The organism is Emticicia sp. MM, from assembly GCF_001649495.1.
Window position 1 is genome coordinate 1 of sequence record NZ_LXHX01000107.1, and the last position, 24,869, is coordinate 24,869.

Sequence of the window (24,869 nt, forward strand, 5' to 3'; positions counted from 1 at the left end):
AGGTACTATGTATTGCATAATACTAAATAAAACACATATCTTTGTATTGTCAATCAGATAATGAGTTCAGACACGCAAAACACAAGAACATGAAAAAGCTATTATTACTCCTTGCAATCACTTCTTTTAGTTTCGGTTCAATGGCTATGGGTTTTCCTCATAATACCTATGAGCAGCAACGCACTTTGAGCAAAAATACTAAACAAAAAAACTTGGTAAACGAACTCGAAAAATCAATCAAAGTAAATCTGGAAAGCATTTCAATCGTAAAAGAAGATACCAACGCACAATCGTTTGTAGAAATGCTAACCAATTATGTGGTTGAGTTTTTTACAGAAAAAATATTCGGGAAGAGCATAGCGAAATGCGAAGTCTTGAAAGAAGCAAAAGGAGAGTGTATAGCAATCAAACAAGATTTTGAATATTATTTAGTAGCGTAATCTGTGGAACGAAGCTCCGTTTCGTTCAGAAAGAATTTATATACGGTTTAGTTAGGGTTTAGAAAAAGGCTTGATTCGTTTGAACCAAGCCTTTCTTATTTCTTAGCTTTTAAGGAAATAAGGAAGGCTTCTCTCGAAAGGAAGACTTCCTTTTATGACCAATAATTAATATTGAAACAATGGGTAGTTTTTCATCCAATTGTTGATTTCGCCTCTAACATTCGCAATTTTCGTTGCGTTATCATGATTCATCAATACTTCATCAATTAAATCAACGATACGAATCATGTCGGCTTCTACCAAACCACGAGTGGTCATGGCTGAAGTTCCTACACGCATACCCGAAGTTGTCATGGCGGTTTTATCATCAAACGGAACCATGTTTTTGTTAACTGTAATATCTGCTTGAATCAATGAGTTTTCAGCAATTTTACCAGTCAAGTTTTTCGGACGTAAGTCAATCAACATCAAGTGATTATCTGTTCCACCAGAAATAACTTTATAGCCACGGTTCATAAATTCTTGAGCCATTACTTTGGCATTTTTCTGAACTTGTACTTGGTAGTTATAAAAACCTTCGGTTAAAGCTTCGCCAAAAGCAATGGCTTTAGCGGCTATAATATGCTCCAATGGTCCACCTTGTGTTCCTGGGAAAACACCAGAATCTAATAAAGATGACATCATTCTGATTTCGCCTTTTGGCGTTGTAATTCCGAAAGGATTTGGGAAATCATTACGCATCATGATTACACCACCACGAGTACCACGAAGGGTTTTGTGCGTAGTTGTTGTCACGATATGGCAGTGGTCGAATGGGTCATTTAATAAACCTTTAGCCACCAAACCTGCTGGGTGAGAAATATCAGCCAATAGGATTGCACCGATTGAATCGGCAATTTGGCGAAGACGGATATAATCCCAGTCACGAGAATAAGCCGAGGCTCCACAGATAATCATTTTCGGACGCTCACGGTGAGCAGTTTCTTCCACTTTATTCCAGTCGATTAGACCAGTTTCTTGCTCAACACCGTAGAAGAAAGGTTGGAAGTATTTTCCTGAAATATTTACAGGCGAACCGTGCGAAAGGTGTCCACCGTGGGCAAGGTTAAAGCCCAAAATTTTATCACCAGGTTTCAAACATGCCACAAAAACCGCCATATTTGCCTGAGCTCCAGAGTGCGGCTGAACGTTTGCCCAAGTAAGATTAAATAATTGTTTGAGACGGTCGATAGCGATTTGCTCAACTTGGTCAACTACCTCACAACCACCATAATAGCGTTTTCCTGGGAGACCTTCAGCGTATTTATTTGTCAAAACACTACCTGCCGCTTCCATCACCTGTGGCGACACGAAGTTTTCAGAAGCAATCAATTCGATGCCATGTAATTGGCGATTGTTTTCTTTCGTGATTAAATCAAAGATTTGCGTGTCACGAATGATGGAAGTTTCTACAGACATAATTTGGTAAATTGGTTATCAGTTATTGGTTATTGGTGTTTCCAACCAACACCAGCTTTGGAGTCATTAGATTACAAAATTAACTGATAATTAATAGAAGATGAATTTTTGACAAAATAATATTTGGCTGACTTTGAATTGTTGAGAAGTTTCTTGGTAAAGTTATATTTTTAGTCGATAGACGATAGTGAATAGTCCACAGAAATGCTTCGCAGTGTGAAAGTGTTTATTATCGCACAAACGTACTTTCTTTCAGCATTTTTTCTAAAACCTCACAGCTTGAAACATACGAAAGTTCGGTTTGGTAACTACCACCATTAATAATAAAGACTCTTGGGTGTGCCTTGAAAAATGCTTTTTTATAGGCATCTGCCAATGTTTCTAAGCCAATATCAAGGCGTTTTTCGTTGATTTCGGCCTCGCTGTAAAGTGATAGTTGCTCTTTTTTCCAAAACTTTTTATCGTCTTTGCCTTGTAGAAGTCTGTTTTCACAGTTTAGGTTTTCATCTAATCGGTATTGTAGCACTTTTACATTTCCCATTGAGTAGAAATTGGGTGTTTTCTCAGCATTGGAATTATTGGTTTCCAAAGGAGCGTTGCCAACTCGATTAATTTGATGAGGAGGGATTTTTCCGTCTCTAATTGCTTGAATGAGCATCGGGGTCAAGTCTTTGCCGTAGGTAAATAGTGAGCCACCCAAAATGCTTACAGCTAAGTTTCTGTCTAAAATAGGGTAATCATTTTGTCGGTAAATGTTAAACCTAAATACCCGTGAATGCTTCGTATTAAATTCAGGTAAGCCAATTAAACTTTCATCAGGAAAACCATAAATATCAATAAAATTTAGTGCTTTATGAACCGCTAAACGCATATTATTCGAGGTTTTCAAATCATTGATTTTTCGTAGGCTATCTAATTGTTTAATTAGTTTTTCCGGCATTTTTCCATAAAAATAAGTTAAACTGTCGGGAAATATGACTTGTGTGAAAACTTCTTTTTTTCCTGTTTTCCTATCTTTAACCATTACTGAATCTTGGAGTTTTTTTGTGTATTCTTTGTAGAATGTCCGCAGTTCGGCCGTGAGTGGCGTGTATGGCTCTTGAGTAATGAGTGCATGATAAACCTTTAGACTATCTCGCAATTCACGATTGATACTCGGTTTTACGAGCCTCATTTGGCTTTCAAATTTCTTCCAAACTTTGCAAGTATCGGCCACATATTTAAAAAACGCATCTTTCCGTAAACTATCCGAAGGATAGCCTTTTTCTACGATTTTCTCTAAATAATCAAAAACTGTATTCATCTTTCCTACCATTGCTGCACAAATGGCGGCATTGTAATAATCTTTGGCGAAGGGCTTTTTTACATTATCAAAAGCAGCTTTGTAATAATCAAGAGCTTCGTAATAATTGGTATCAACAATGGCTAATTCGGCCGAATTGATGATTGGGTGGTAGATACGAGTAAAATCGCCTTGGGCGAATAAAACCCTACAGGAAAATAAAAATATGAATGATAGTAAGAGTTTTTTCATAGATGTGGGGCGAATTTCCAGTTCGCAGATAATGCGGTGGCGGTGTTTATTGCTAATGTTCAGACAATCTAATTTAACCTAATTATCAAAAAATAAATTCTGATGAATTTTGTAGGAACGTCCAATTTGGACGTTCCTACGGGCAAAATCTATCTAAAAATAGAAAAACCTACCCAAAGTTGAGTAGGTTTTAGAAAACATTAACAAAGTTTTAACAAAATCTTAGGATAAAAACTTGAGATTCATTGCATAAAGCCCCGAGAAAATAGCAGCATTAATTAAAGCCATAATTCCGATACCCCAACCTGCGGCTCCACCCATGATAACGATTGGAGCAATAACACCAATGGCATTGCCCGCAATATATACCCAAAAGCCTTTTTTACGGAGTCCCCACATCCAAATTGCTCCTAAAATCAATAAAATACTCGAAATTAAGGTCATAACGCCAGTAGTAATCAAGGTATCTTTTTGAATGAGTTTGTTGGCTTCTTCTTGCGATTCTTCAATTTTTTCAAGGTCTTTTTCCGACATATATTTTGAAAACATATCCATCACCATTTCGTTGGCTTGCTCTTTACTCTCGATTACTTTTTCTGGGGTAAAAATATTCGGAATTGCTCCATAGAATTTGTAGGCGTTCCAGATGAGTGTTAGAACACATAAAATCGTCAGAAACATCGGACGAACGGAGGTTTGGTTTTCTTCAAATGGATTTTGCATAATTTTATATTTTAAATGACGGTTTATGAGTTTTTCGGCAGAAAGTTATTGATAACCGATAAAATGATGTACAAAAATATGATTAACGGTATGGCAACGAATTGCAGAATCACCAGTAAAATTACAGAAAGAATCAGAAAAATGTACTTTATTTGGTTAGAACCCCAAGAAAAATTCTTGAATTTGAGTGCAAACAAAGGTATTTCTGAAATTAGTAGATAACTCATGATGAGCGTGTAACTAATTAATAAGGTGGAGTTAAGAATTAAGAATTTGTATTCAGGATTAAATTCTAAAATCAACGGAAAAGCCGCCACCACAAAAGCATTGGCGGGTGTAGGAACGCCAATAAATGAATCGGACTGACGAGTATCAATGTTGAATTTGGCCAAACGCAAACATGAAAAAAGTGCCAAAATAAATGCCACATAAGCTAAAGTAGGCAAATGTGTTTGTGATAAAAGATTTGACGGAATTAAATCAGATAAAACAGTATTTTGAGTTGTTGTAATCTGAATCAATTTGGCAAGAATAAATGAAGGCAACACTCCAAACGTAACCATATCAGCCAAAGAATCGAGTTGTTTCCCAATTTCAGAATGCTGTTTGAGCAAACGTGCCACAAAACCATCGAGAAAGTCAAGAATCCCTGCAATAAATATCAGATAAGAAGCCCAAAGTAGATTGCCTTCAAAAACAAAAACGATACCCAAGCAACCACAAAGTAGATTGCCGAGTGTCATGATATTTGGAATAGTAAATAATTTCATGTTAGTCCAATGAGTGAATGAGTGAATGAGTGAATGAGTGAATAAAACTTATTTTTTAGTATTTATTCTACAACCACAGCATCAATTATTGAAATCTTTTCAAATTAAAAATGGATTTGTCTTGCGTTCATAGCCAATCGTGGTTGGCTCGCCATGACCACTATAAACCGTATAATCATCATCGAGTGTTAAAAACTGTGTTTCGATGCTATGAATCAATGCTTCGTGACTACAAAATGGAAAATCTGTTCGTCCAACACTTCCTTTGAAAAGTACATCGCCACCAATCACAAATTTCTGTGCATGATTCACAAAAGCCAAATGCCCAGGAGCATGGCCTGGCACAAATCTTATTTCAAGTTCCGAATTTCCGAAGAAAATCTTGTCATTTTCATTAATAAACGCATCTGCTTCTACGGGTTCATAACCTCTTATTCCCCACATTCGGCAGCGGTTTTCTACATCAGCTAAAATCGGAATTTCGTTTTTGTGAATCAGCATCTTTACACCGAACTTACGCTTTACGTAGGCAGCTCCAAAAACATGGTCGAGATGGCAGTGCGTTTGTACTAACTGTTTTACTACTAAGCGATTATCTGTAATAAAATCGGCCAGTTCTTCTTTCTCGTATTGTGCCAAACAGCCAGCATCAATAATGACGGCTTCGTGAGTTTCGTCCCACAAAATGTATGTATTTTCCGCAATTGGTGAGAATGTAAAGGAATGTATGTTTATCATGTTGTAAGTGCATTAGGCTGTATGCCTTTTTGAAAATATTTCTAATCTGTTTGCTTAGAGTGTATAGCCTATTGCATACAGCAGGTTTTTCTACAAAAGTAAAAAAATAGTGGGCTTTTTGTGTAAATCGGGTTTAGATTTTCGCCAGTCTTTCACTCGAAGCGTTTTGATGAACTCGTCTTGGGCCGTTACGTTGCAGGCGATACATAGTAAAGTTTCGGGGTTCAGACTTTGTAAAACATCTTCCAGTAATTGATTATTTCGGAAAGGAGTTTCCATAAAAATTTGCGTTTGCTGTTTTTTCTTTGCCAGTTGCTCTAAATCTTTTAAAGATTTTATTCTCAGTTGTTTATCAATTGGCAGATAACCATTGAACGTAAAACTTTGCCCGTTGAAACCAGAAGCCATCAAAGCCATGAGAATCGAACTTGGACCCACCAATGGTACAACTTTATGCCCGAGTTGGTGAGCAAAACCTACGGCAACCGCTCCAGGGTCGGCCACACCTGGGCAACCTGCTTCGCTAATGATACCCGCATCGGTTTTTAGTGTTTTGAGCTGAGCAAGGGTTTGGTCGTGGGGTGTATCTTTGTTTAGTTCATAAAACGTAATATCATCAATTACTTTATTGAGCTTTAGGCTACTGATAAATCTTCGGGCAGTGCGGAGTTCTTCCACAAAGAAAACATTCAGTTCGCTCACGACTGCTTTTATTTGAGGTGGTAAAACGGTTTCTTGCGTATCGGGTGCGAGAATGGTTGGTATCAGAAAAAGGGTCATATTTTGTTTAGTTCAGCTTCGATTTCAGCGTAAAATTGTACTAATCATTATTCTTAATTTTATCTTCAAAAGCATCTAATTCTTTCCGAACTTCAGCTAAAAGTTGGCTTTCAGATGGTAAATATAGTTGATATTGACTGGCAACTATGTTTTTGGAATCAGAAGGTAAGGTATATTTTACGACCGAATCGTTTTTATCGGTGCAAAGTAAAATTCCTATTGTTGGGTTTTCGTGTGGTAATTTCTCCTCTCGGTCGTAGTAATTAACATACATTTGGAGTTGTCCTAAATCTTGGTGAGTGAGTTTATGATTTTTTAGCTCAATAATTACAAAACTTTGCAAAAGACGGTTATAGAAAACTAAATCTACAAAGAACTCATCGCCATCTAAATGGATACGTTTTTGTCGAGCAACAAACGAAAAGCCGTTGCCAATTTCTAAAAGAAAATCTTGTAGATGGGTAATAATAGCTTGTTCTAAATCCTTCTCATAATAGGCTGATTCTCGCTTTAACCCTAAAAATTCTAATACCATAGGGTCTTTGATAACCTCTTTGGCATCGGTAGGTATTTTTTCTTTTTTAGCAACAGCCAATACACTTTCTTTGTCGTTGCTTAAAAGTAGTCGTTCGTATAGCTGACTATTTATTTGGCGTTCAAGTTCACGAGAAGTCCAAACATTTTTTACCGATTCCGCAATATAAAACTCTCTTTTATGCTCGTCATTTATACTTAAAAGAAGTTTATATTGTGTCCAATTCAATTGCGTCCGCAGTGCGGACGTAATTGGAAATATGCGATAAAATTGACGATAACGCTCCAACTGACGAACGCCAAAACCGCTGCCAAATTCAGGTTGTAGTTGCTCAGAAAGGTACTTGATGATGTATTTCCCATACTCAGCACGGTCTTTCCCTTGTTGTTCTTCTTCAAAAATACGTTTACCTATGTGCCAGTACATGAGTGTTCGCTCTAAGTCAACAGAGCGAATAGCTTTTTCTTGAGCATTGGCAATAATTGCTTTTATATCGCCAATAATGTGTTGATTTAGAATATTCACAAGACTTTATAAATAATGGTATTAACAAAAATCGTTTTACAATATTATGTATTTTTACGACGCTTAAAAAATCATTAATCAGATATGTCGGAAATAAAACTTACTCAATATAGCCACGGGTCGGGTTGTGGATGTAAAATTTCGCCCAAAGTTCTTGACCAAATTTTACACACAATTACGCCACAAAATACGTTTCCGAACCTTTTGGTGGGAAATAAAGACAAAGACGATGCCGCAGTTTTTGATTTAGGCAATGGCGAAGCCATTATCAGTACGACTGATTTTTTCATGCCAATCGTTGATGATGCCTTTGATTTTGGGCGTATCGCTTCGACCAATGCTCTCAGCGATATTTACGCAATGGGTGGAGAACCAATGATGGCGATTGCCATTTTGGGTTGGCCGATTGATATAATTCCTGCCGAAATTGCTCAGAAAGTACTGGATGGTAGTCGAGCTACTTGCACAGCAGCCAATATTCCGTTGGCAGGTGGACATAGCATTGATAGTCCCGAGCCATTTTTTGGCTTGGCGGTAACTGGGAAAGTAAAAATTGAGCATCTAAAACAAAACTCAACTGCTACCGAAGGCTGCTTATTATATCTGACTAAACCTTTGGGTGTTGGACTTTTGTCAACGGCTCAGAAAATGGGTATTTCAAATTCAGAATATTTGCAGGTGGCTGTTAATCAGATGTCTAAGCTCAATAAAGTAGGAGCAGAGCTGGGAAAACTTTCGGCAGTAAAAGCCATGACTGATGTAACAGGTTTCGGTCTTTTAGGCCACTTGGTAGAAATGTGCGAAGGTAGTAATCTAAGTGCTGAAATCAGCTATGAAAAAGTGCCGAAAATGCCCGAAGCGAATGATTATTTATATCCGTTTTGTGCTCCAAAAGGCTGTAATACCAACTGGGAAAGTTATGGTGAAAAAGTTTCGGCCATCAATGATACGCAAAGAATTTTATTGGCCGACCCACAAACCAGCGGAGGGCTTTTGATTGCCGTAGAACCAGCAGGAAAAGAGGCATTAGAACGAATTTTACAAGAAAATGGCATTGAAATTGAGCCTTTCGGACAAATGATTGCTAAAACTGAGAAGAGTATCAATGTGATTTAATTACCCAATTTTTATTCATAACGATGGGTTGGTGAACCCTTCGCTATGAAATTTGAGAACAAAACATCGACCATATAAATGCAAAACATCAACCGTCGCAAATTTATTCAGCAAAGTACATTGGCTGGTATGGGTTTATTGATTCAAACCAAAGGTTTCGCACAAGATTTTCCAAGTGTGAGGGTTTCGGCCAACAAACGAAATTTTAGTAGTTCGGCCATCGAAGCTACCATTAACCGCATGAAAACTCAGATTAAAGATCCTGAGTTGGCGTGGTTGTTTGAAAACTGTTTCCCGAATACACTTGACACAACAGTTCATTTCAAAAAGAAAGGCGACCGCCCCGATACCTTTGTGATTACGGGCGATATTCATGCCATGTGGTTGCGAGATAGCACTGCACAAGTAACACCCTATTTAAGTTTGATGAAAGAAGATGCCGCTCTGCAACAACTTATTGCGGGCGTAATCAACCGCCAAACCGAATGTATTTTGATTGACCCGTATGCCAATGCGTTTAATGATGGCCCAGGAAAATCAGAATGGATGAGCGATCATACCGATATGAAACCCGAACTCCACGAACGCAAATGGGAACTTGATTCGCTTTGCTACACGGTTCGTTTAGCTCATAATTATTGGAAATTGACTAATGACACGAGTGTTTTTGACGAAAAATGGCTGAAAGCTGCTCAAAGTATCATTGCCACTTGCCGTGAACAACAAAGATATAAAGGCGTAGGGAAATACCGTTTCGGACGAACAACTTCTTGGTCAACTGATACTGTCCCAGGTAATGGACTGGGCAATGTAACCAAACCTAATGGATTGATTCATAGCATTTTCCGTCCATCGGATGATGCCACGGTTTATCCGTTTTTGATTCCTGCCAATTTGTTTGCCGTGGTGTCGTTCCGACAAATCGCTGAGATTGCCACCAATGTTTATAAAAATGCCGATTTTGCCAAAGAATGTCAAGCTTTTGCGAATGAAGTAGAGGCCGCCATTAAAAAACATGCTGTTATTACGCACCCGAAATTTGGTAAAATCTACGCTATGGAAGTAGATGGTTTCGGGAATTGTCTGCTACAAGACGATGCCAACGTGCCAAATCTAATGAGTTTGCCGTATTTGGGGGCAGTAAAAGCTACCGACCCAATTTACCAAAATACTCGCCGATTTGTGTTGAGCAACTCGAACCCGTATTTTTTCAAAGGAAAAGCGGCCGAAGGTGTTGGTAGTCCACATACATTAGTTAATCAGATTTGGCCATTGAGCATTATTATGCGAGCCATGACTTCAACTGATGATAAAGAGATTTTACAGCAACTCAAATTCTTAAAAAACACGCACGCCAACACGGGTTTCATGCACGAGTCATTTGATAAAGATGATGCAGCTAAATTCACGAGAAAATGGTTTGCGTGGGCCAATACACTTTTTGGAGAAATGATATTGAAAGTGGCCAAAGAACGCCCACATTTATTGCAAAATGTGCTTTAATTGTAGAATAAATTCTCATTTTGAAGAATCTCTGACTTTGTAGCGTTGCACCTACGAAGTCGGAGACTTCGTAGAGCGAATGATTACATCATAACATACATATAAAATTTATTAGATTTAGAAATACCATTACCCAAACCTTAAAACAATGAAAATATTAAAGATAGCCATTTTAAAAGATGATTTTGATGAGATTTTGAGTGGAGAAAAAACTGAAGTGTATCAAGATTTTATACCGTTTTGGGAAGAACAACTATTAATAAATGACAAAGAAGGAGTAAGATTCAGAGAGTATGATGCCGTTGAGCTTAGAAATGGATTTGAAGGAAAAGTACCGACAATACTAATAGAATGGAAAGGCACAGAACTCGAACTTTTTGATGAAGCACCACGAGGCTCAAAAGACCCTGAAGATTATTATTTTGTAGTCAATTTAGGTAAAATCATTGAAACAAAGAATTGCTGATAAATTACGAATAGGAGAGTGCCATGTACTGAAATAGGTTTATACAAATCTATATGAACGAATAACAATAACTAAGACACTTCATTAGGTCAAGAAGAAATTATAGCCTCATTTTCAAAATCGGATAAGGTTTGTTGCAGCCATCAAGTGGCGTGCGGTCGTACTGTACAAAACCTAAATTTTGATAGAAACCAACTGCATTTTTATTGTCTTCGTTTACATCTACTTCATTGACTTTAAGTTGCTCAATGGCATATTTTGTCATATATTTTCCTAAGCCTTTACCTATATAATCGGGTTTCAGAAATAGCATTTCGAGTTTTTGTTCGGCTATACCCATAAACCAATGAGTTCGTTTTGCTCCGAAAAGGCACAATAAACATCAAATTCATCGAAATTTATATCTTTTACTAACGACTTGTAAAATTCTATATCTGCTTTGCTCAAAAAAAGATGCGTTGCTCTGACCGAACTTTCCCAAACCTCAATTATTTCATTGCGGAAGCTATTTTCGTAAGGCTTTAAATTCATGATTTTTATTTAATAATCATTTTATAAACATTGGTTTCTCGTTTATTGAAACCCACTCTTGGATAGAGTTTATTGGCTGCAATTCGGCTTGGGTGTGAGGTGAGCATCAATAAACTTACATTTTTTGATTTCACAAACTCAATAGCGTGTTGCACCAATTTTTGGCCAATTCCTTGTCCACGAAAAGTATCAGCTACTACGACGTCTTCAACCCACGCTTTTTTGCCAGTTGGACTGTAATACATTCCTACGGTTAACATCCCAGAAATATTTTCTGCCTCATCAAAAGCCAAAAATAAATGACTATTTTCAGAAGCTACAAGAGCTGTAAGTAGCTCATTAGAAGCAGTATATGGGGTAGTTACGAGCAAATCAATAAAGTGCTGAACTGCATTTTGTATGGCTGGCGTAAGGCTTGTTATTTCTTTGATTATCATGTTTTTAGCTTTTTTCGTGTGTTAGTTGCCAAAGCCACGCATTACCAATTTCGTGGTCTTGTACTATCTCTTTGAATATAAATCCGTTTTTTTCTAAGATTTTCGTCGAAGCGTTTTTTTCGGGAGCAGTTTTGGCTGTAATGATTAACTTTGGGTCTGTATTTTGGGTAATTTTAATTAATTCTCGACAGGCAAAAGTTGCTACATTTTCTCGTTGAAAAGCGTCAAAAGTCCAGTATGAAATCTCGACTTTTCCATCCTGTGGTTGTCCATTGAAGCCACATGCCCCGACAACTATATTTTCACGAATTACAAAATAGCCTACCCAAGGTAGATGAAAGCCGATTTGAGGGTAATAATCTCTGTATATTTCAAATACTTGTTGGCATTCGTCGCTTACAAAAATAGGATTGGATTTATCTTCTTCCAGATTTATCACTCGTAGTTCTATACTCATAGTTTTCAAGACGGATACAATTGTCTGAGAGAATTCACCGAAATATCAATCAGTTCATTAAGCACATCGAGGTTAATATCAGCGAGTTTCTTTACATAAATACAGCCTTTTCCAGATTTAGTTTTGCCCAGTTTTTGCAATAAATTCTCTCTTTGTTCGGCTGGTAAATGCAGATACAAAGAAATGGCTGTAGCTCGTGGCGAAAATGCTACTAATGGAGCGTCGCCTTCATGCCCACTGGCATATTTATAATGATAACTTCCAAAACCAATGATGCTTGGTCCCCACATTTTAGGTTCAAGATTTGTTTGATTTTGGAAAATCTCAACTAATCGAAAGCCATCGTTGCGTTTGATTTCGTCAGTAAGTTGATTAATAAAATCAATAGTGCTGGCGTTTGTTTCGGTAGTTTTGTTAGTTGCCATAGTAAATTTTATTTTGCCTTCTAAATAAACAAAAAACCTCTGCATATCAAAATACACAGAGGTTTTCAAGATAATTTACAACTTACTGTTGACTGTTGTCTATAGCCATTCGACTAAAAATCACTCCCAATCTTTCACTTTTTCAATTGCAGCAATCTGAACGTTTACAATTTCATTGGTTTTTTGATTCATCAAGAAAGCCACAATCTGACAATTTTCTTTTACTTTAATGCTATTTGGAAGCGTAATTTTGAATAGTTTCTTGTAAAGTTTACTGTTTTTGGTAGCTGCCGATGGAATATTTAAACCTCCAATTAGAGGAGCGATTGCATCACGGGCGACGTTTTCGTGCAAAATATTATCAATCATGGAAGGCAAAGTATAGGCTTCATATTTCTGGAAAAGGGTATTTCGGCTTGCATAATTTGCCTGTGGAAAACCCGAAACTTTATCTTCTACCAAATAAATCCCCAAACCATAAGTGTCATCCGCAACGGCATTTACCTTTACATGGCTCAAAACCGTGAGTTCATTGTCATTAAGATTACTTTCTATCGCAATTCCTGCGGCAACTTTCTCGGTTTTTAGTAAATCATTGACATTAGCCGCCCAATCGCTCTCACCAATGATAAATGTACTTCCCACAATCGACTTTCGGCGATTGACCATGCCTGAAGGCCATGCAGGATGTCCGTATTTATTTTTCAGAGGATTATAAATCTTATCTTTATCGGCTGTCATTTCATCATTATAATGAATCTCAACGCTTATCACTCTCGAATTTGCAGTTAGCTTTTTAGAGGTTTCTTTGGCCAACGGACACCAACCACACCAAGTACCAGAATGCTCTTCGAGTAAGATTTTTTTTGTGAAATCTTGTGGAATTGTGCTTGAAACCTTGCTTACGTAATCATACTTACAGCTACAATCATCTTCGGTGGCTGTTGATTTAAAATTGGTAGCAGCGACATCAGTACAACCAATATTTGGGTCGGTCGAAACGGGTTCGGTTATAACAATAGGTTCTGGCTCGGAGGCAGTTTCTTTGGTACATTGCAAGAACACAAACGTGCTAAAAACAAAGAAAATCGCCTTGAGAAGTGTTTTATTCATTGTGATGTATTTTTCTGAAACAATCACAAAAATCATGCCTTACAATCTTTGGCATTAGAATTGCGTTTTTGTTTATAAATGAAACTTATGAATCGAGGTTCAAAGCCACAAAGGCACAGAGGCACAAAGACAAACACAAATAAGTTAAGGAATATAAACGCCAAAGTTGTTAAAACTACGTGTCTTTGTACCTTTGCCACTTTGCTCCTTCTCAACACTTTTGCACAAAAATCGCTACCCGATGTTTCAATAAAAGACTTAAAAGGACAGTTGATTTCTACAAAACAATTTGGTGAAGCCTCTCAACCAACAATCATTAGTTTTTGGGCTACTTGGTGTAAGCCTTGTTTGCAAGAAATCAATGCCATTAACGAAAATTTAGAAGATTGGAAAGCCGAAAAAAAAGTCAGATTTATTGCTATTTCAGTTGATGATAGTCGAAGTAAAGGGCGTGTGACAACGCTCATAAACAGTAAAAAATGGCAATTTGAGGTATATATTGATGAAAATGGCGATTTTCAACGAGCTTTGAATGTACTTAACGTACCGCATACGTTTGTGTTGGATACCCAAGGTAAAATCATTTATCAGCATACTTCTTACGCTTCGGGCGATGAAGAAGCCTACATCGAAACTATCCGAAAAATCAAATGAGAAAGTATTATTGCTTTAGACTAAAGTCTGATGATGTTTTCTTTGAGTACCGTCAGATAGAGCAGATGGGATCGCCCAAGACGGCAATGAATAATGTCATAACTATTATTTTGATCTTCCTTTTTACAGTTCTCCCATCGGGGGTTAAGGGGCAATCTTTTTCTGGAAGCTTTCAATCTGATTTTCAGCGATATACCAATGATAATTCACTGATTTATGAACAATTAGATTCAAAAATAGCCTCAAATAATTACCTTACATTACAAGCACAATATCGTAAATTTAGAGCAGGAGCGAGGTTTGAAGCATATCTTCCTCCATTGTTGGGCTATCCATTAAATTTGGAAGGACGAGGATTAGTGAATAAGTTTTTAACTTACCAAAACCAAAAAATCATGGCAACGGTAGGCAATTTTTATGAACAATTTGGTAGTGGAATGATTCTCCGAACGCAAGAACAACGTTTTTTGGGAATGGACACTTCGCTTGATGGTTTTCAACTAAAGGCAAATCCGACTAAAAATTATACAGTAAAATTGATAGGTGGAAAGCAAAGATTAGGCTTCAAGCATGCCGATGGATTGGTAATTGGGCTTGATAATGATTTTAAATTTAGTAAAGATTCGGCCACCAATCAATGGAGCGGAGGACTTAGTTTTGTAAACAAAAACGAACCTTATGATGGTATTCTGACAAGCGTAAAATCCAACGTTTGGGCAGTTGGTGGAAGAGTAAATTTTCAACGAAACAATTTTAGTTTTTCGACCGAATATGTTACAAAATCTGCTGATGGGACGCCAGCCAATCGCTACATTACACACCGAGGTTCGGGTCTATTGATAAATAGTAATCTGGATTTCGATAAACTTTCGTTGGCGTTAAATCTCAAACGCATTGATAATTTCGATTTCCGCAGTCAACGCTCCGAAACCCTCAATAATGCACTACTAAGTTTTATTCCTGCCACAACCAAGCAACATTCTTATCGACTGCTGACACTTTATCCGTATGCCTCGCAAGTGATGGGCGAAGTTGGTGGACAGCTTGATGCCATTTATACACTTGACAAGAATACTACGCTTTCGCTCAATTTTGCGGCACTCAATGCTCTAAATAAAAAAACAATCGAAGGCGAAGAAGGTTATAAGAGTAGTTTTTTTGAAATTGGGAAAGAAAAATATTACCGAGATTTAAATATCGAATTTGAGAAAAAATGGTCGAAGAAGTTTAAGACCAACATCGTTTTTGTTTACCTTGATTATAACAAAGGACAGATTTTGGGTACTTACCAAGAAATGGTGAAATCTTACACTTTTATTTTTGATGGGACTATCAAATTCTTGAAAAAGAAGGCTTTACGTTTTGAATTACAACATCTCGTTACCAAACAAGACAAAGGAAACTGGGCTATGGGTTTGGTAGAATACAGTGTTTCTCCCAACTATTTTTTCTATATTTCTGATGAAATCAATTATGGTAGCTTTAGTTTTGAAAAAGTAACGCACTACCCAAATATTGGTTCGGCTTTTAGCTATAAAGCCCACCGATTATCATTTGGCTACGGTCGTCAGCGTGAAGGGCTTTTGTGTGTGGGCGGTATTTGTCGACTTACGCCTGCTTATACGGGTTTTAGTGCATCGCTTACGAGTAGTTTTTGAGTTTTAAACACCAAAAATCCGATGAAAATACTCAGACTTTTACCTTTTTTATTGTTATTTTTCGAGTCTTTCGGGCAAAGAATGATTGCTCTTAGTCCCGAAAAAGTGAGTTTTTCTCCCAGTTTTGCTATCAATAGTGTTGTCGATGCTCGACCACAACGAGAAAACATTGGTAATGTTTTTTTGTCAGCTACACAAAAAGAGCCGATAAGTTTTAAAGGTGGAATTGAGCCTACAATCAAGAAATTTCTTACGCAATCGCTACCAAACAAAGAAACCCAACTTTCGCTTAGATACCGAATTCTTGATTTAAAAATAAGTGAAACAAAACTATCAAACGGTAATTTTTCAGGACAAGTACAGCTAAAAGTTGCTTTTGACCGAATCGGTAAGAAAGATACAGTTTCGCTCACTGAAACTACCACCAGTACCTCTTTTTTACGCTCAGACCCCCAAATGCCCAATGGGAAATACGAGACAATTTTAGTTTCTTTATTTATCAAATCACTCGAATATTTTGATAAATGGCTCACACTCAACGGCAGTAAACACGAGGCACTCATTAAAGGTGTTAAAATTATTTTCCTTCCCGAAACAGATGTAAACGATAACGACACGATTTATCATCATACCCGAAAAGTTACGTGGGATGATTTCAGAGGCAAGCCTACAAATACTCGCTATGGAGCTGCTATCTTTGCCAATTTTGCTTATGGGGCAAGTTTTCAGGTAATTGATGGCTACATTGTGGCCAAAGTTTCGACAAAAACTTATATGGTACGAGGGATGTCTTGGGTTTTGCCAAATTCCCTAAACGATTATGCTCTGGCTCACGAACAACTACATTTTGATATTGCCAGAGTAGTAACCGAGCGTTTTAAAAAGAAAATTGCTGCCATGAAAGCAGATTTGATTATTGATTTGAATAGTATGATTCAATACGAATATTTGGAATCTTATCGAGAAATGAATCTGCTTCAAAAACAATATGATGCCGAAACCAATCACAGCCTTTTTCGTCAAGGGCAAGCAGAGTGGGAATCAAAAGTAAGAAAATGGCTAAGTGAAAAGAGTAGTTAAGGAAGTAAATTTCTTTAAATAATTCAAAACTCATGTTGTTTTAAGAAAGATTTAAGAAAATGACTATATTTGTGGTCATTTTTTAACAAAATACAGTATTTACTGATGCGAAACCTTGTTTTGTCTGTTGTTTTATTATTCATTAATCTTGCTGGATTTGCCCAAATTACAATTAACCTGCCATTAACAAGAAGTGTCTTCCAAAGAGATAATAATAACACTTCAAGTGTCTATATATCAGGTATTTATGAGGGAGTTATTGAGAAAATAGAAGCAAGGCTCGTGCCTATAAAAGCGGGACAAGGCGTAGCTACTGATTGGACTATAATAAAAGATAAACCACAAAATGGCTCATTTATAGGCTCAATAAAAGGTACGGGTGGCTGGTATCAGCTACAAGTGAGAAGCTGGAAAAACGGTGCCGTTGTTGCTCAATCTTCAGTCGAAAAAGTTGGTATTGGTGAAGTGTTTTTGATTGCTGGTCAATCAAATGCTGAAGGAAAAAGAAATTTCGGTGAAAAAGCATCTGTCGATGACCGTGTAAATTGTTTTGATTACCAAAAAATAGATTTTTTAGACGAAATTCCTCCTTTTCAAAGTTTTTCACACATCGAACGAACGTCATCAATTGCTCCACGTGGTCAAGGTGCTTGGTGTTGGGGCGAATTAGGCGATTTACTGGCCAAACGCCTCAATGTGCCGATTATGTTTTTCAATGCTGCTTACGAAGGTACGAGTATTGAAAATTGGTACAGTAGCTCGATTGGGGTTTCTACCAAACATCCATTTTTTCAGTTTACATTCCCTCGTGAAACACCTTATTCTTATTTACGAATTTCTTTACAGTATTATATTTCTCAGTTAGGACTCCGTTCGGTTTTGTGGGATCAAGGAGAAGCGGAATCAGAACTCAATACTACACAAGAGTACTATGCAACGGCTCTTAAAAAAATCATTGAGAAAAGCCGAACAGAAACGGGTAAAAAAATAAATTGGATGGTTTCTCGCTCTTCTTTATTCAAAACTAACCAAACCTATCCAACCGTAATCAATGCACAGAATAGCGTGATTAATCCTGCGGATTTTATCTTTGAAGGGCCATTTACTGATTCTATTCAAGTACCTCGACCAGAGGGTGTTCATTTTACAGATGCTGGTATTTCAGATTTGGCGAAGGCTTGGGATACAAAAATGACAAATCGTTTTTTTACTCAATCAACGCCTTTTTTACCTTCACCAATTGTTTCTTTAAATGCTTCTTGCCAAGTAATTGATAAAGTTACGCTGAGTTTACCCACTTCATATAGTTCGCAAAAATGGTCAAATAATACAACTGCTACAACGCTTTCGGCATCAGATGGCGTATTTAGCGGAATAGTACGTGACCAAACAGGTAACTATTTCTTTACTGCTACTATTGATGTAAAAAAAGTATTTCCTGTCACAATACCTTTTGCTTATGCAAGGCAAAGTCCTTTTTTCTGTGAAGGAACAAGTACAGATTTATTGACCGACAGCCCCGATTATACCTCTTTTGTGTGGAATACTGGCGAAACTCAAAAACAGATAACTGTAAAAAATACAGGTTCATATAGTGTGCGAGGAATTAATACTTCTGGTTGTGCATCGCCTGAATCAAATATCATTCAAGCCCAAATGCTTGCATTACCAGGCAAACCAGTGATTTATCAGAGCGATGTCGCAGTATGTGAAGGAAATACGATTACTCTGGCATCTACAAGTATAGCAGAAAGTGTTTGGAGTACTAACCAAAATGCCCCTGTTATCACATTAGGAAATGCAGGAGATTATAGAGTGACTGTTCGACAAAAGGATAGAAATGGATGCTTTTCGGTTGAATCTGAGCCAGCAATTTTTTCAATAAAACCTCGCCCAGAAACCCCCGAAATTACCCAAGTTGGTGCATTTACGTTACAAGCAAAACAAAAAACGGAAGTGAGCGATTTGATCTACGAATGGAAGCAAGATGGTAATATTTTATCAAATAATACTGGATTTCTAAAGACGAGCAACCAAAGTTTTATAACCGTTACAGCACTCCGAAATTTTACGGTATCAAACAAAAGTCTTACTTGCCGTTCTAATCTTTCGGGTGCGTATTCATTTGTACCAAATACTGAGTTATCAGGAATTATCGTTTACCCAAATCCGACACCTAATGGTATCGTTACCTTGGAGTCAAAAGAAAATGTAGAAAATTCATTGCTGGCAGTCTATAACGAAAAAGGGCAATTTGTTCATTCGGAATCTATACCGAATCTCTCGGAGCGTCGTTTTGTTAATTTATCACATTTGAGTTCAGGAAAATATATATTGAAGTTTAGCTACGGTGCTTTTGTAGAGACTAAAAGCATTGTAATCATGAAATAGCAAACGGATACTAAAGCTAAGCTGGCAGACACTTCCACAATGGAATTGCCTGCCAGCGTTTTAACTCTCCTTCTCCAAAAACTCCTTAATTCGGTGAGTCTTATCTTTCCCGATTAGTTTGATTAAATCTTCTTCAGGTGCATTTTTTATATTAGAAATCGTCTTGTATTGCTTTAAAACTTTGGTGGCTGTTAGTTTGCCAATTCCATCGGCACTTTCGAGGCTACTAATCAAGAAATTCTTGCTTCGGCGGTCACGATGGTGAGTAATTCCGAAACGGTGAGCTTCGTCACGGCAACGTTGAATGAGTTTTAATGACTCTGATTTTTTATCAATATAAAGCGGTAGCGTATCTTCGGGGAAGTAGATTTCCTCCAAGCGTTTTGCAATACCAATGATTGGAATTTGTCCGTAAAGCCCGATTTCTTTGAGGGCATCGCAAGCTGCCGATAGTTGACCTTTTCCACCGTCAATAATAATCAAATCAGGTAATTCGGCCTTTTCTTCCATCAATCGGGTATATCTTCTACCTACAACTTCTTTCATCGTCGCAAAATCATTTGGCCCTTCAACAGTTTTGGGAATATAATGTCTGTAATCTCTGACCGAAGGCTGACCATTAATAAAACAAACCATTGCTGAAACAGGGTTTGTACCTTGAATATTCGAGTTATCGAAACATTCTATGTGGCGAGGAAGCGATTTTAACTGCAAATCTTGTTTGAGTTTTACCAGTACACGATCACGTTTATTAGTTGCTCCGCTGGCTGCAATAGCCTCACGTTCGGCTTTTTCTCGCTGGAAATACATCACATTTTTAAGCGACATTTCCATCAATTTTCTCTTATCACCAATTTGTGGAACGGCAATTTCGGCTTTCATATCAATTTCGAGCGGAATATTCGTCACAATTTCTTTCGCTTCACTTTCATACGTTTGTCGAAGTTCTACTATCAACATCGTTAAAATTTCCTCTTCGGTTTCATCCAGCTTTTTCTTTACTTCCAAAGTTTGGCTTTGTGTAATTGTGCCATTGATCACTTTGATAAAATTGAGGTACGCCGAATTTTCATCAGAAACAATGCTGAAAACATCCAAATCCTTAATCGCAGGATTGACAACCGTAGCTTTGCTTTGATAATTTTGCAGAAAATCCAATTTCAATTTAAACTGATGAGCTTCTTCAAATGCCAGTTTAGCGGCCGAATCCTGCATCTTTTGTGCAAAAAACTGCTTGGCTGGAGCAATATTGCCTTTGAGAATATGATGTACTTGCTCAATTTCTCTGTTATACTCTTCTTCCGACTGGCGATTTTCGCAAGGGCCTTTGCAGTTGCCGATATGGTATTCTAAGCAAATTTTAAATTTCTTGGCCGCTACATTTTCTTCCGAAAGGTTCAGAATACAAGTCCGAATTGTATAAAGTTGGCTAAACATTTCGAGCAAAGCATACATTGCCTTCGAATTGACAAAAGGCCCGTAAAGTTTACCTTTACTCTTATCTTCCATTCGGCGGGTGGTAATTACCCTTGGAAAACGTTCGTTTGTGACGCACACATACGGATACATTTTATCGTCTCGCAGCAAGATATTGAAGCGAGGCTGATGCTTTTTTATAAGTGTATTTTCGAGTAAAAGTGCATCGTATTCGGTCGGAACGATGGTAAATTCGAGTTTCCGAATACAAACCACCAAACGACGAGTTTTGCGGTCGTGACGATTGAAATTATAAAAATAACTACTTACCCGATTCTTTAGATTTTTGGCCTTCCCGACATAAATTATCTCGCCAGTTTCATCAAAATAGCGATAAACTCCAGGCTCTTCGGGTAGTTGCGGCAGTACAGATTTATAATCAAATGTTATTTCAGACATATACTATTTTCAAAAAATGCAGCATAATCGCTACTTGGTGTCTATCGAAAACAAAATTAACTTATTTTACGGTTCAATATTTTTTTAGTGCCTCTTTGTTTGACAACTTATTGCATAAATTTGTTCTATGTTTTTTTGAAATTTATGTAGCTGTTATGACTAAAAAGATATTTTTGCTTGTTTTTGGGTGTTTTATTCTGCAACTCTTCCATTTTAATTCTTTCGCTCAGCCTTCTGGTTTTATTGATGAAGCTATTTCCGAAAATTGGACGATACCGACTGGCCTTACTTTTGATGCTAACGGGCGAATGTATGTATGGGAAAAGAGTGGAAAAGTTTTTATCGTTGAAAATGGCGTAAAATCTACCAAACCAATCATTGATATTAGTGAAGAAGTACTCGATTACGGAGACCATGGACTCAATGGTTTTGCTCTCGACCCTGATTTCTTGAAAAATGGTTATGTTTACTTAATGTATGCCGCCAAACGCTATCATGTGCTGAATTTCGGCAAACCTGATTACACCCCCCAAGAAGAAACACCTTTTCAGACTACAATTGGGCGTATTACTCGCTATACTTTGATAACTTCAAGCAATTTTACTGAAATTGAGTTGAACTCAAGAAAAGTTTTGGTGGGAGAAACTCCTTCGACGGGCATCCCGATTTTGGTTGATAATCATGGCGTTGGTTCATTGGTTTTTGGGCTTGACGGAACGCTTTTGGCAACCATTGGAGATGCCGCATTGGCCACCGATGGCGTGGTTGATGATACTCAAAGTGATTGGTTTAAAGAGGCTGTAAGTTTAGGTTTTATAAAGCCCGAAGAAAATATTAATGCTTATAAAAGTCAATATCTCAATTCTTTAGATGGTAAATTAATAAGAATCGACCCAAATACGGGTGATGGTTTGCCGTCAAATCCATTTTATGAAGCGGCAAGCCCACGTTCGCCTAAATCAAGAGTTTGGAGTTATGGTTTGCGTAATCCATTTCGATTTTCGATTAGGCCAAATACTGGAAGCACAAATTCGACAGATAGTAACCCTGGAACAATCTACATGGGTGATGTGGGATGGTCGCACCGAGAAGAAATAAATGTAGCTGCCAAAGGAGGACTAAATTTTGGTTGGCCAACTTATGAAGGTATTGATTATGTGAATAAATCTTATCAAGACCCTCAATTTTTGCCACAAAGCCATCAAAAACCTGTGATTGATTGGCGTGGGACTTTTGCACAGGGAATTGTCGATGGCGAAGCATTTGCGGTTAGTTCGCCACAATTTAAAGGCAATAAGTTTTCGGGAATTTCTTCAATCGGTGGCATTTGGTATAACTATCAGCAGTTTCCGAGAGAATACCAAAATCTTTATTACCATGGTGATTATGAAGGTTGGATAAAAGCATTTAAGTTCGATACAAAGGGAAATCCGACCGAAGTTATTGATTTTGTAAGTGATATTCATCCGACTTCATTTGCTATCAATCCGAAAGATGGAGCTATTTATTACACCAATTATTTTTACCCAAATATTCACGAAATCAGGCGATTATCGTATAATCCAACTGCCAATCGCCGCCCGACTGTTGTGCAATCGGCCACGACAATTTTCGGAAAAGCTCCCTTGACTGTCAATTTCCGAGCCAGTGATTCTAAAGACCCAGAAGGCACTTCGCTGAGATATGAATGGGATTTTGGCGATGGGAATAAATCGAATGATGCAAATCCGAACCATACGTATAATTCAAACGGAAAAGTTGCAACTTATACGGCAACCGTAAAAGTAACTGACGAGGCGGGGCTTTCGTCGAGTAAATCAATGAGTATTTTTGTCGATAATACGCCTCCGCAGATTAATAGCACGAGCCTTGATAAAATCGAAGAATTTGATAACTCAAAAGATTTTCCGATTACATTCAATGCCGAAGTGACCGATGCTGAACATTCAAAAGAGCAGTTAAGGTATTTGTGGTCAGTGCTTTTATACCACGACGACCATATTCATTTTGTTACATCTTCGTATCGTTTAACTGGCGAAGCAGTGCTGAATATTGTTCCTTGTGATGCTCAAACGTATTTTTATAAAGTAACACTCACTGCCACCGATGCCGAAGGGCTGAGTTCAACTTATGAGAAAATTATCAAGCCAAAATGTCCTAATGCTGGCCCAGTTTTAAGCACCGAAACTTTAAATACAAATTTTAATATTGCTCCCAATCCAACCGAGCATACGATTGATATTTTTCCGCTCAACGAACTCACCAATAAAACGCTAAAAGCAACATTATACTACGCCAATGGAGGGGTTTTGATGGAAAAAGAGGCTTTTTGGCAAGAAATTAAGCCTGTTCTCGACTCAAAACTAATCGTCGCCGAAAGCGGAATGTACTTGTTAAAAATCACAACCGACGGTTTTTCTAAGACATTTAAGGTGATAAAGAATTAGTTTTAAAATTTAATTCACCCGTAGGAACGTCCAATTTGGACGTTCCTATCGAATTTGTCAAATATTAATTTAAAAATTTTTCTACAAAATACTTGCATAAAGATTTTTTTAAAATTTACTTTGCAATACAAAGTTCTTTTTAAAATAATGCAATCGAATCAAATTAAAATATTTTTCAGAATCAGTCGAGCCACTTTGAGTTTGGCTTTGCTTTCGGCATTGTGCTGTTTGTTATTGATCATCAGAGCGGTACAAACCGAACAGCTTCGAGGTTTATTTTTGCTTTGGAATCTGTTTCTGGCTTGGATGCCTCTGTTTTTTGCCCTCGTAGCTCGCCGATTATCCTCATCTGTATTTATTTCAAAACCCAAGCAGTTAGTTATTTTCATTAATTTGGGTTTATGGTTACTTTTCTTTCCGAATGCACCTTATCTGATTACCGATTTGATGCACTTAGGCGAGTACAATAATGCTATTTTATGGTTCGATACAGTCGGATTTTTTATTGCGGCTTTGGCAGGAATCTGCACTGGATTATATTCTTTGCAGGTTACCCATCAAGTACTTAATCAGTTTATCAGCAATGCTTTAGCTTGGATTATTATTTCGGCAAGCATTGTTTTATCAGGTTTTGGTTTATATCTGGGGCGTTTCGTAAGATTCAACAGTTGGGATTTATTCACGAATCCATTTTATTTATTCCGAAAATCGTTTCAAGAATTACAAAATCCACTGGCCATTCAGACAACTTTGGTTTTTACGTTGGTTGTGGCGGTGTTGTATGTTTCGATGCTCATTTTAATTCCGAATCGTGATGAAACTCTTAAAAATGCTGCGTAGCTTTCGCCATGCGTTTGATGGGCTTCGATTTTTGATGGAAGAAAATAACGCAAGGTTTCATATTTTTGCTGCCGTAATTGTCTTATTATCAGGTTTTTATTTGAATTTGTCAGCCATCGAATGGACGATTATTATTACCCAAATTGGTTTGGTTCTGGCGGTAGAGACACTCAATACGGCAATCGAAAAACTCTGTGATTTTGTGTCGCCCGAATACCATCAATTAATCGGAAAAGTAAAAGATTTAGCTGCCGCCGCAGTATTGATTATGTCGATTGTTGCGGTTATTGTTGGAATTATCATATTTTTGCCTAAAGTTCTTGAAATAGATTTAACATTTACTCATTCTAACATTCACTCATTCACTCATTAG

General features: G+C 37.5%; 25 protein-coding genes. 11 read left to right on the forward strand and 14 right to left on the reverse strand.

Going from position 1 to position 24,869, the window contains the following annotated elements; translation table 11 throughout:
- Window positions 1-89 precede the first annotated feature (89 nt).
- Window positions 90-440, forward strand: coding sequence for a hypothetical protein (locus A6M55_RS13230; RefSeq protein WP_064198072.1), 351 nt, complete (start codon window positions 90-92; stop codon window positions 438-440).
- Between the two features lie 165 nt (window positions 441-605).
- Here A6M55_RS13230 and glyA read toward each other — a convergent pair whose 3' ends face one another.
- The 7 genes from glyA to A6M55_RS13265 form a co-directional block, all read right to left on the reverse strand.
- The gene (gene glyA / locus A6M55_RS13235; RefSeq protein ID WP_064198073.1) at window positions 606-1,898 is read right to left on the reverse strand and encodes a serine hydroxymethyltransferase; all 1,293 of its coding nucleotides are present in this window, start codon (window positions 1,896-1,898) and stop codon (window positions 606-608) included.
- A 229-nt stretch (window positions 1,899-2,127) separates the two neighbouring features.
- On the reverse strand, window positions 2,128-3,432 hold the full coding sequence (locus A6M55_RS13240; RefSeq protein WP_064198074.1) for a hypothetical protein: 1,305 nt from the start codon (window positions 3,430-3,432) through the stop codon (window positions 2,128-2,130).
- 222 nt (window positions 3,433-3,654) lie between these two features.
- Complete coding sequence (locus tag A6M55_RS13245; RefSeq protein WP_064198075.1) at window positions 3,655-4,155, reverse strand: hypothetical protein; 501 nt, start codon at window positions 4,153-4,155, stop codon at window positions 3,655-3,657.
- Window positions 4,156-4,178: 23 nt separating this feature from the next.
- Window positions 4,179-4,925 (reverse strand): phosphatidylcholine/phosphatidylserine synthase, encoded by a 747-nt coding sequence (locus A6M55_RS13250; protein WP_064198076.1) that lies wholly within the window; start codon window positions 4,923-4,925, stop codon window positions 4,179-4,181.
- 99 nt (window positions 4,926-5,024) lie between these two features.
- Complete coding sequence (locus A6M55_RS13255) at window positions 5,025-5,663, reverse strand: MBL fold metallo-hydrolase (RefSeq protein ID WP_064198077.1); 639 nt, start codon at window positions 5,661-5,663, stop codon at window positions 5,025-5,027.
- A gap of 90 nt (window positions 5,664-5,753) precedes the next feature.
- Complete coding sequence (locus A6M55_RS13260) at window positions 5,754-6,443, reverse strand: SAM-dependent methyltransferase (protein WP_064198078.1); 690 nt, start codon at window positions 6,441-6,443, stop codon at window positions 5,754-5,756.
- A 40-nt stretch (window positions 6,444-6,483) separates the two neighbouring features.
- Window positions 6,484-7,503, reverse strand: a complete 1,020-nt coding sequence (locus A6M55_RS13265; RefSeq protein ID WP_229235538.1) for a YhcG family protein — start codon at window positions 7,501-7,503, stop codon at window positions 6,484-6,486.
- An 84-nt stretch (window positions 7,504-7,587) separates the two neighbouring features.
- Between A6M55_RS13265 and selD the strand changes: the two genes are divergently transcribed.
- The 3 genes from selD (at window position 7,588) to A6M55_RS13280 (ending at window position 10,588) form a co-directional block, all read left to right on the forward strand.
- Window positions 7,588-8,619 (forward strand): selenide, water dikinase SelD, encoded by a 1,032-nt coding sequence (gene selD, locus A6M55_RS13270; protein ID WP_064198079.1) that lies wholly within the window; start codon window positions 7,588-7,590, stop codon window positions 8,617-8,619.
- A 78-nt stretch (window positions 8,620-8,697) separates the two neighbouring features.
- Window positions 8,698-10,122: a glycoside hydrolase family 125 protein gene (locus A6M55_RS13275; protein WP_064198080.1), complete on the forward strand. Its 1,425-nt coding sequence runs from the start codon at window positions 8,698-8,700 to the stop codon at window positions 10,120-10,122.
- 148 nt (window positions 10,123-10,270) lie between these two features.
- Window positions 10,271-10,588, forward strand: a complete 318-nt coding sequence (locus tag A6M55_RS13280; RefSeq protein ID WP_064198081.1) for a hypothetical protein — start codon at window positions 10,271-10,273, stop codon at window positions 10,586-10,588.
- Window positions 10,589-10,688: 100 nt separating this feature from the next.
- Here the strand turns inward: A6M55_RS13280 and A6M55_RS17320 are convergent, their stop codons facing one another.
- The 6 genes from A6M55_RS17320 to A6M55_RS13305 form a co-directional block, all read right to left on the reverse strand.
- Entirely contained in the window at window positions 10,689-10,928 is a 240-nt protein-coding gene (locus A6M55_RS17320) for a GNAT family N-acetyltransferase (protein ID WP_156511064.1), read from the reverse strand.
- Window positions 10,919-11,119, reverse strand: coding sequence for a hypothetical protein (locus A6M55_RS17325; protein WP_156511065.1), 201 nt, complete (start codon window positions 11,117-11,119; stop codon window positions 10,919-10,921). The genes A6M55_RS17320 and A6M55_RS17325 overlap by 10 nt, the downstream gene beginning before the upstream one ends.
- A 5-nt stretch (window positions 11,120-11,124) precedes the next feature.
- Complete coding sequence (locus A6M55_RS13290) at window positions 11,125-11,556, reverse strand: GNAT family N-acetyltransferase (protein ID WP_064198082.1); 432 nt, start codon at window positions 11,554-11,556, stop codon at window positions 11,125-11,127.
- Between the two features lie 4 nt (window positions 11,557-11,560).
- Entirely contained in the window at window positions 11,561-12,013 is a 453-nt protein-coding gene (locus A6M55_RS13295; RefSeq protein ID WP_064198083.1) for a GNAT family N-acetyltransferase, read from the reverse strand.
- 5 nt (window positions 12,014-12,018) lie between these two features.
- On the reverse strand, window positions 12,019-12,438 hold the full coding sequence (locus A6M55_RS13300; protein WP_064198138.1) for a DUF1801 domain-containing protein: 420 nt from the start codon (window positions 12,436-12,438) through the stop codon (window positions 12,019-12,021).
- 120 nt (window positions 12,439-12,558) lie between these two features.
- The gene (locus A6M55_RS13305) at window positions 12,559-13,551 is read right to left on the reverse strand and encodes an Omp28-related outer membrane protein (protein ID WP_197491708.1); all 993 of its coding nucleotides are present in this window, start codon (window positions 13,549-13,551) and stop codon (window positions 12,559-12,561) included.
- Between the two features lie 87 nt (window positions 13,552-13,638).
- On the opposite strand from A6M55_RS13305, the gene A6M55_RS13310 reads away from it, so the two are divergent.
- The 4 genes from A6M55_RS13310 to A6M55_RS13325 all read left to right on the forward strand — a co-directional run bounded on the left by A6M55_RS13310 (window position 13,639) and on the right by A6M55_RS13325 (window position 19,334).
- A complete protein-coding gene (locus tag A6M55_RS13310) occupies window positions 13,639-14,205 on the forward strand; it encodes a TlpA disulfide reductase family protein (protein WP_082893026.1) in 567 nt (188 codons plus the stop codon).
- Window positions 14,202-15,863: a DUF6029 family protein gene (locus A6M55_RS13315; protein WP_156511066.1), complete on the forward strand. Its 1,662-nt coding sequence runs from the start codon at window positions 14,202-14,204 to the stop codon at window positions 15,861-15,863. The genes A6M55_RS13310 and A6M55_RS13315 overlap by 4 nt, the downstream gene beginning before the upstream one ends.
- Window positions 15,864-15,884: 21 nt before the next feature.
- Window positions 15,885-16,943 carry a hypothetical protein gene (locus A6M55_RS13320; protein ID WP_064198086.1) on the forward strand — a complete coding sequence of 353 codons (1,059 nt, stop codon included), beginning with the start codon at window positions 15,885-15,887 and terminating at the stop codon, window positions 16,941-16,943.
- 105 nt (window positions 16,944-17,048) lie between these two features.
- Window positions 17,049-19,334: a T9SS type A sorting domain-containing protein gene (locus A6M55_RS13325; protein ID WP_064198087.1), complete on the forward strand. Its 2,286-nt coding sequence runs from the start codon at window positions 17,049-17,051 to the stop codon at window positions 19,332-19,334.
- Between the two features lie 60 nt (window positions 19,335-19,394).
- On the opposite strand, the gene uvrC is transcribed toward A6M55_RS13325, so the two are convergent.
- Entirely contained in the window at window positions 19,395-21,209 is a 1,815-nt protein-coding gene (uvrC, locus tag A6M55_RS13330; protein ID WP_064198088.1) for an excinuclease ABC subunit UvrC, read from the reverse strand.
- Between the two features lie 155 nt (window positions 21,210-21,364).
- Here uvrC and A6M55_RS13335 point away from each other — a divergent pair, with 155 nt between their 5' ends.
- The 3 genes from A6M55_RS13335 (at window position 21,365) to A6M55_RS13345 (ending at window position 24,869) form a co-directional block, all read left to right on the forward strand.
- Complete coding sequence (locus tag A6M55_RS13335; RefSeq protein WP_197491709.1) at window positions 21,365-23,656, forward strand: PQQ-dependent sugar dehydrogenase; 2,292 nt, start codon at window positions 21,365-21,367, stop codon at window positions 23,654-23,656.
- 147 nt (window positions 23,657-23,803) lie between these two features.
- A complete protein-coding gene (locus A6M55_RS13340; protein ID WP_064198090.1) occupies window positions 23,804-24,496 on the forward strand; it encodes a DUF1361 domain-containing protein in 693 nt (230 codons plus the stop codon).
- The gene (locus A6M55_RS13345; protein WP_229235539.1) at window positions 24,486-24,869 is read left to right on the forward strand and encodes a diacylglycerol kinase family protein; all 384 of its coding nucleotides are present in this window, start codon (window positions 24,486-24,488) and stop codon (window positions 24,867-24,869) included. The genes A6M55_RS13340 and A6M55_RS13345 overlap by 11 nt, the downstream gene beginning before the upstream one ends.

Coding starts and splice junctions, on each gene's coding strand:
- A6M55_RS13230 (WP_064198072.1), top strand. CDS start 90: ATGAAAAAGCTATTATTACTCCTTGCAATCACTTCTTTTAGTTTCGGT.
- A6M55_RS13320 (WP_064198086.1), top strand. CDS start 15,885: ATGAAAATACTCAGACTTTTACCTTTTTTATTGTTATTTTTCGAGTCT.
- A6M55_RS13250 (WP_064198076.1), bottom strand. CDS start 4,925: ATGAAATTATTTACTATTCCAAATATCATGACACTCGGCAATCTACTT.
- A6M55_RS13295 (WP_064198083.1), bottom strand. CDS start 12,013: ATGAGTATAGAACTACGAGTGATAAATCTGGAAGAAGATAAATCCAAT.
- A6M55_RS13260 (WP_064198078.1), bottom strand. CDS start 6,443: ATGACCCTTTTTCTGATACCAACCATTCTCGCACCCGATACGCAAGAA.
- A6M55_RS13310 (WP_082893026.1), top strand. CDS start 13,639: ATGAATCGAGGTTCAAAGCCACAAAGGCACAGAGGCACAAAGACAAAC.
- A6M55_RS13240 (WP_064198074.1), bottom strand. CDS start 3,432: ATGAAAAAACTCTTACTATCATTCATATTTTTATTTTCCTGTAGGGTT.
- A6M55_RS13275 (WP_064198080.1), top strand. CDS start 8,698: ATGCAAAACATCAACCGTCGCAAATTTATTCAGCAAAGTACATTGGCT.
- A6M55_RS13245 (WP_064198075.1), bottom strand. CDS start 4,155: ATGCAAAATCCATTTGAAGAAAACCAAACCTCCGTTCGTCCGATGTTT.
- A6M55_RS13305 (WP_197491708.1), bottom strand. CDS start 13,551: ATGAATAAAACACTTCTCAAGGCGATTTTCTTTGTTTTTAGCACGTTT.
- A6M55_RS13255 (WP_064198077.1), bottom strand. CDS start 5,663: ATGATAAACATACATTCCTTTACATTCTCACCAATTGCGGAAAATACA.
- glyA (WP_064198073.1), bottom strand. CDS start 1,898: ATGTCTGTAGAAACTTCCATCATTCGTGACACGCAAATCTTTGATTTA.
- A6M55_RS13280 (WP_064198081.1), top strand. CDS start 10,271: ATGAAAATATTAAAGATAGCCATTTTAAAAGATGATTTTGATGAGATT.
- A6M55_RS13340 (WP_064198090.1), top strand. CDS start 23,804: ATGCAATCGAATCAAATTAAAATATTTTTCAGAATCAGTCGAGCCACT.
- A6M55_RS13300 (WP_064198138.1), bottom strand. CDS start 12,438: ATGGCAACTAACAAAACTACCGAAACAAACGCCAGCACTATTGATTTT.
- A6M55_RS13325 (WP_064198087.1), top strand. CDS start 17,049: ATGCGAAACCTTGTTTTGTCTGTTGTTTTATTATTCATTAATCTTGCT.
- A6M55_RS13290 (WP_064198082.1), bottom strand. CDS start 11,556: ATGATAATCAAAGAAATAACAAGCCTTACGCCAGCCATACAAAATGCA.
- A6M55_RS13315 (WP_156511066.1), top strand. CDS start 14,202: ATGAGAAAGTATTATTGCTTTAGACTAAAGTCTGATGATGTTTTCTTT.
- A6M55_RS13335 (WP_197491709.1), top strand. CDS start 21,365: ATGACTAAAAAGATATTTTTGCTTGTTTTTGGGTGTTTTATTCTGCAA.
- A6M55_RS13345 (WP_229235539.1), top strand. CDS start 24,486: ATGCTGCGTAGCTTTCGCCATGCGTTTGATGGGCTTCGATTTTTGATG.
- A6M55_RS17320 (WP_156511064.1), bottom strand. CDS start 10,928: ATGGGTATAGCCGAACAAAAACTCGAAATGCTATTTCTGAAACCCGAT.
- uvrC (WP_064198088.1), bottom strand. CDS start 21,209: ATGTCTGAAATAACATTTGATTATAAATCTGTACTGCCGCAACTACCC.
- A6M55_RS17325 (WP_156511065.1), bottom strand. CDS start 11,119: ATGAATTTAAAGCCTTACGAAAATAGCTTCCGCAATGAAATAATTGAG.
- selD (WP_064198079.1), top strand. CDS start 7,588: ATGTCGGAAATAAAACTTACTCAATATAGCCACGGGTCGGGTTGTGGA.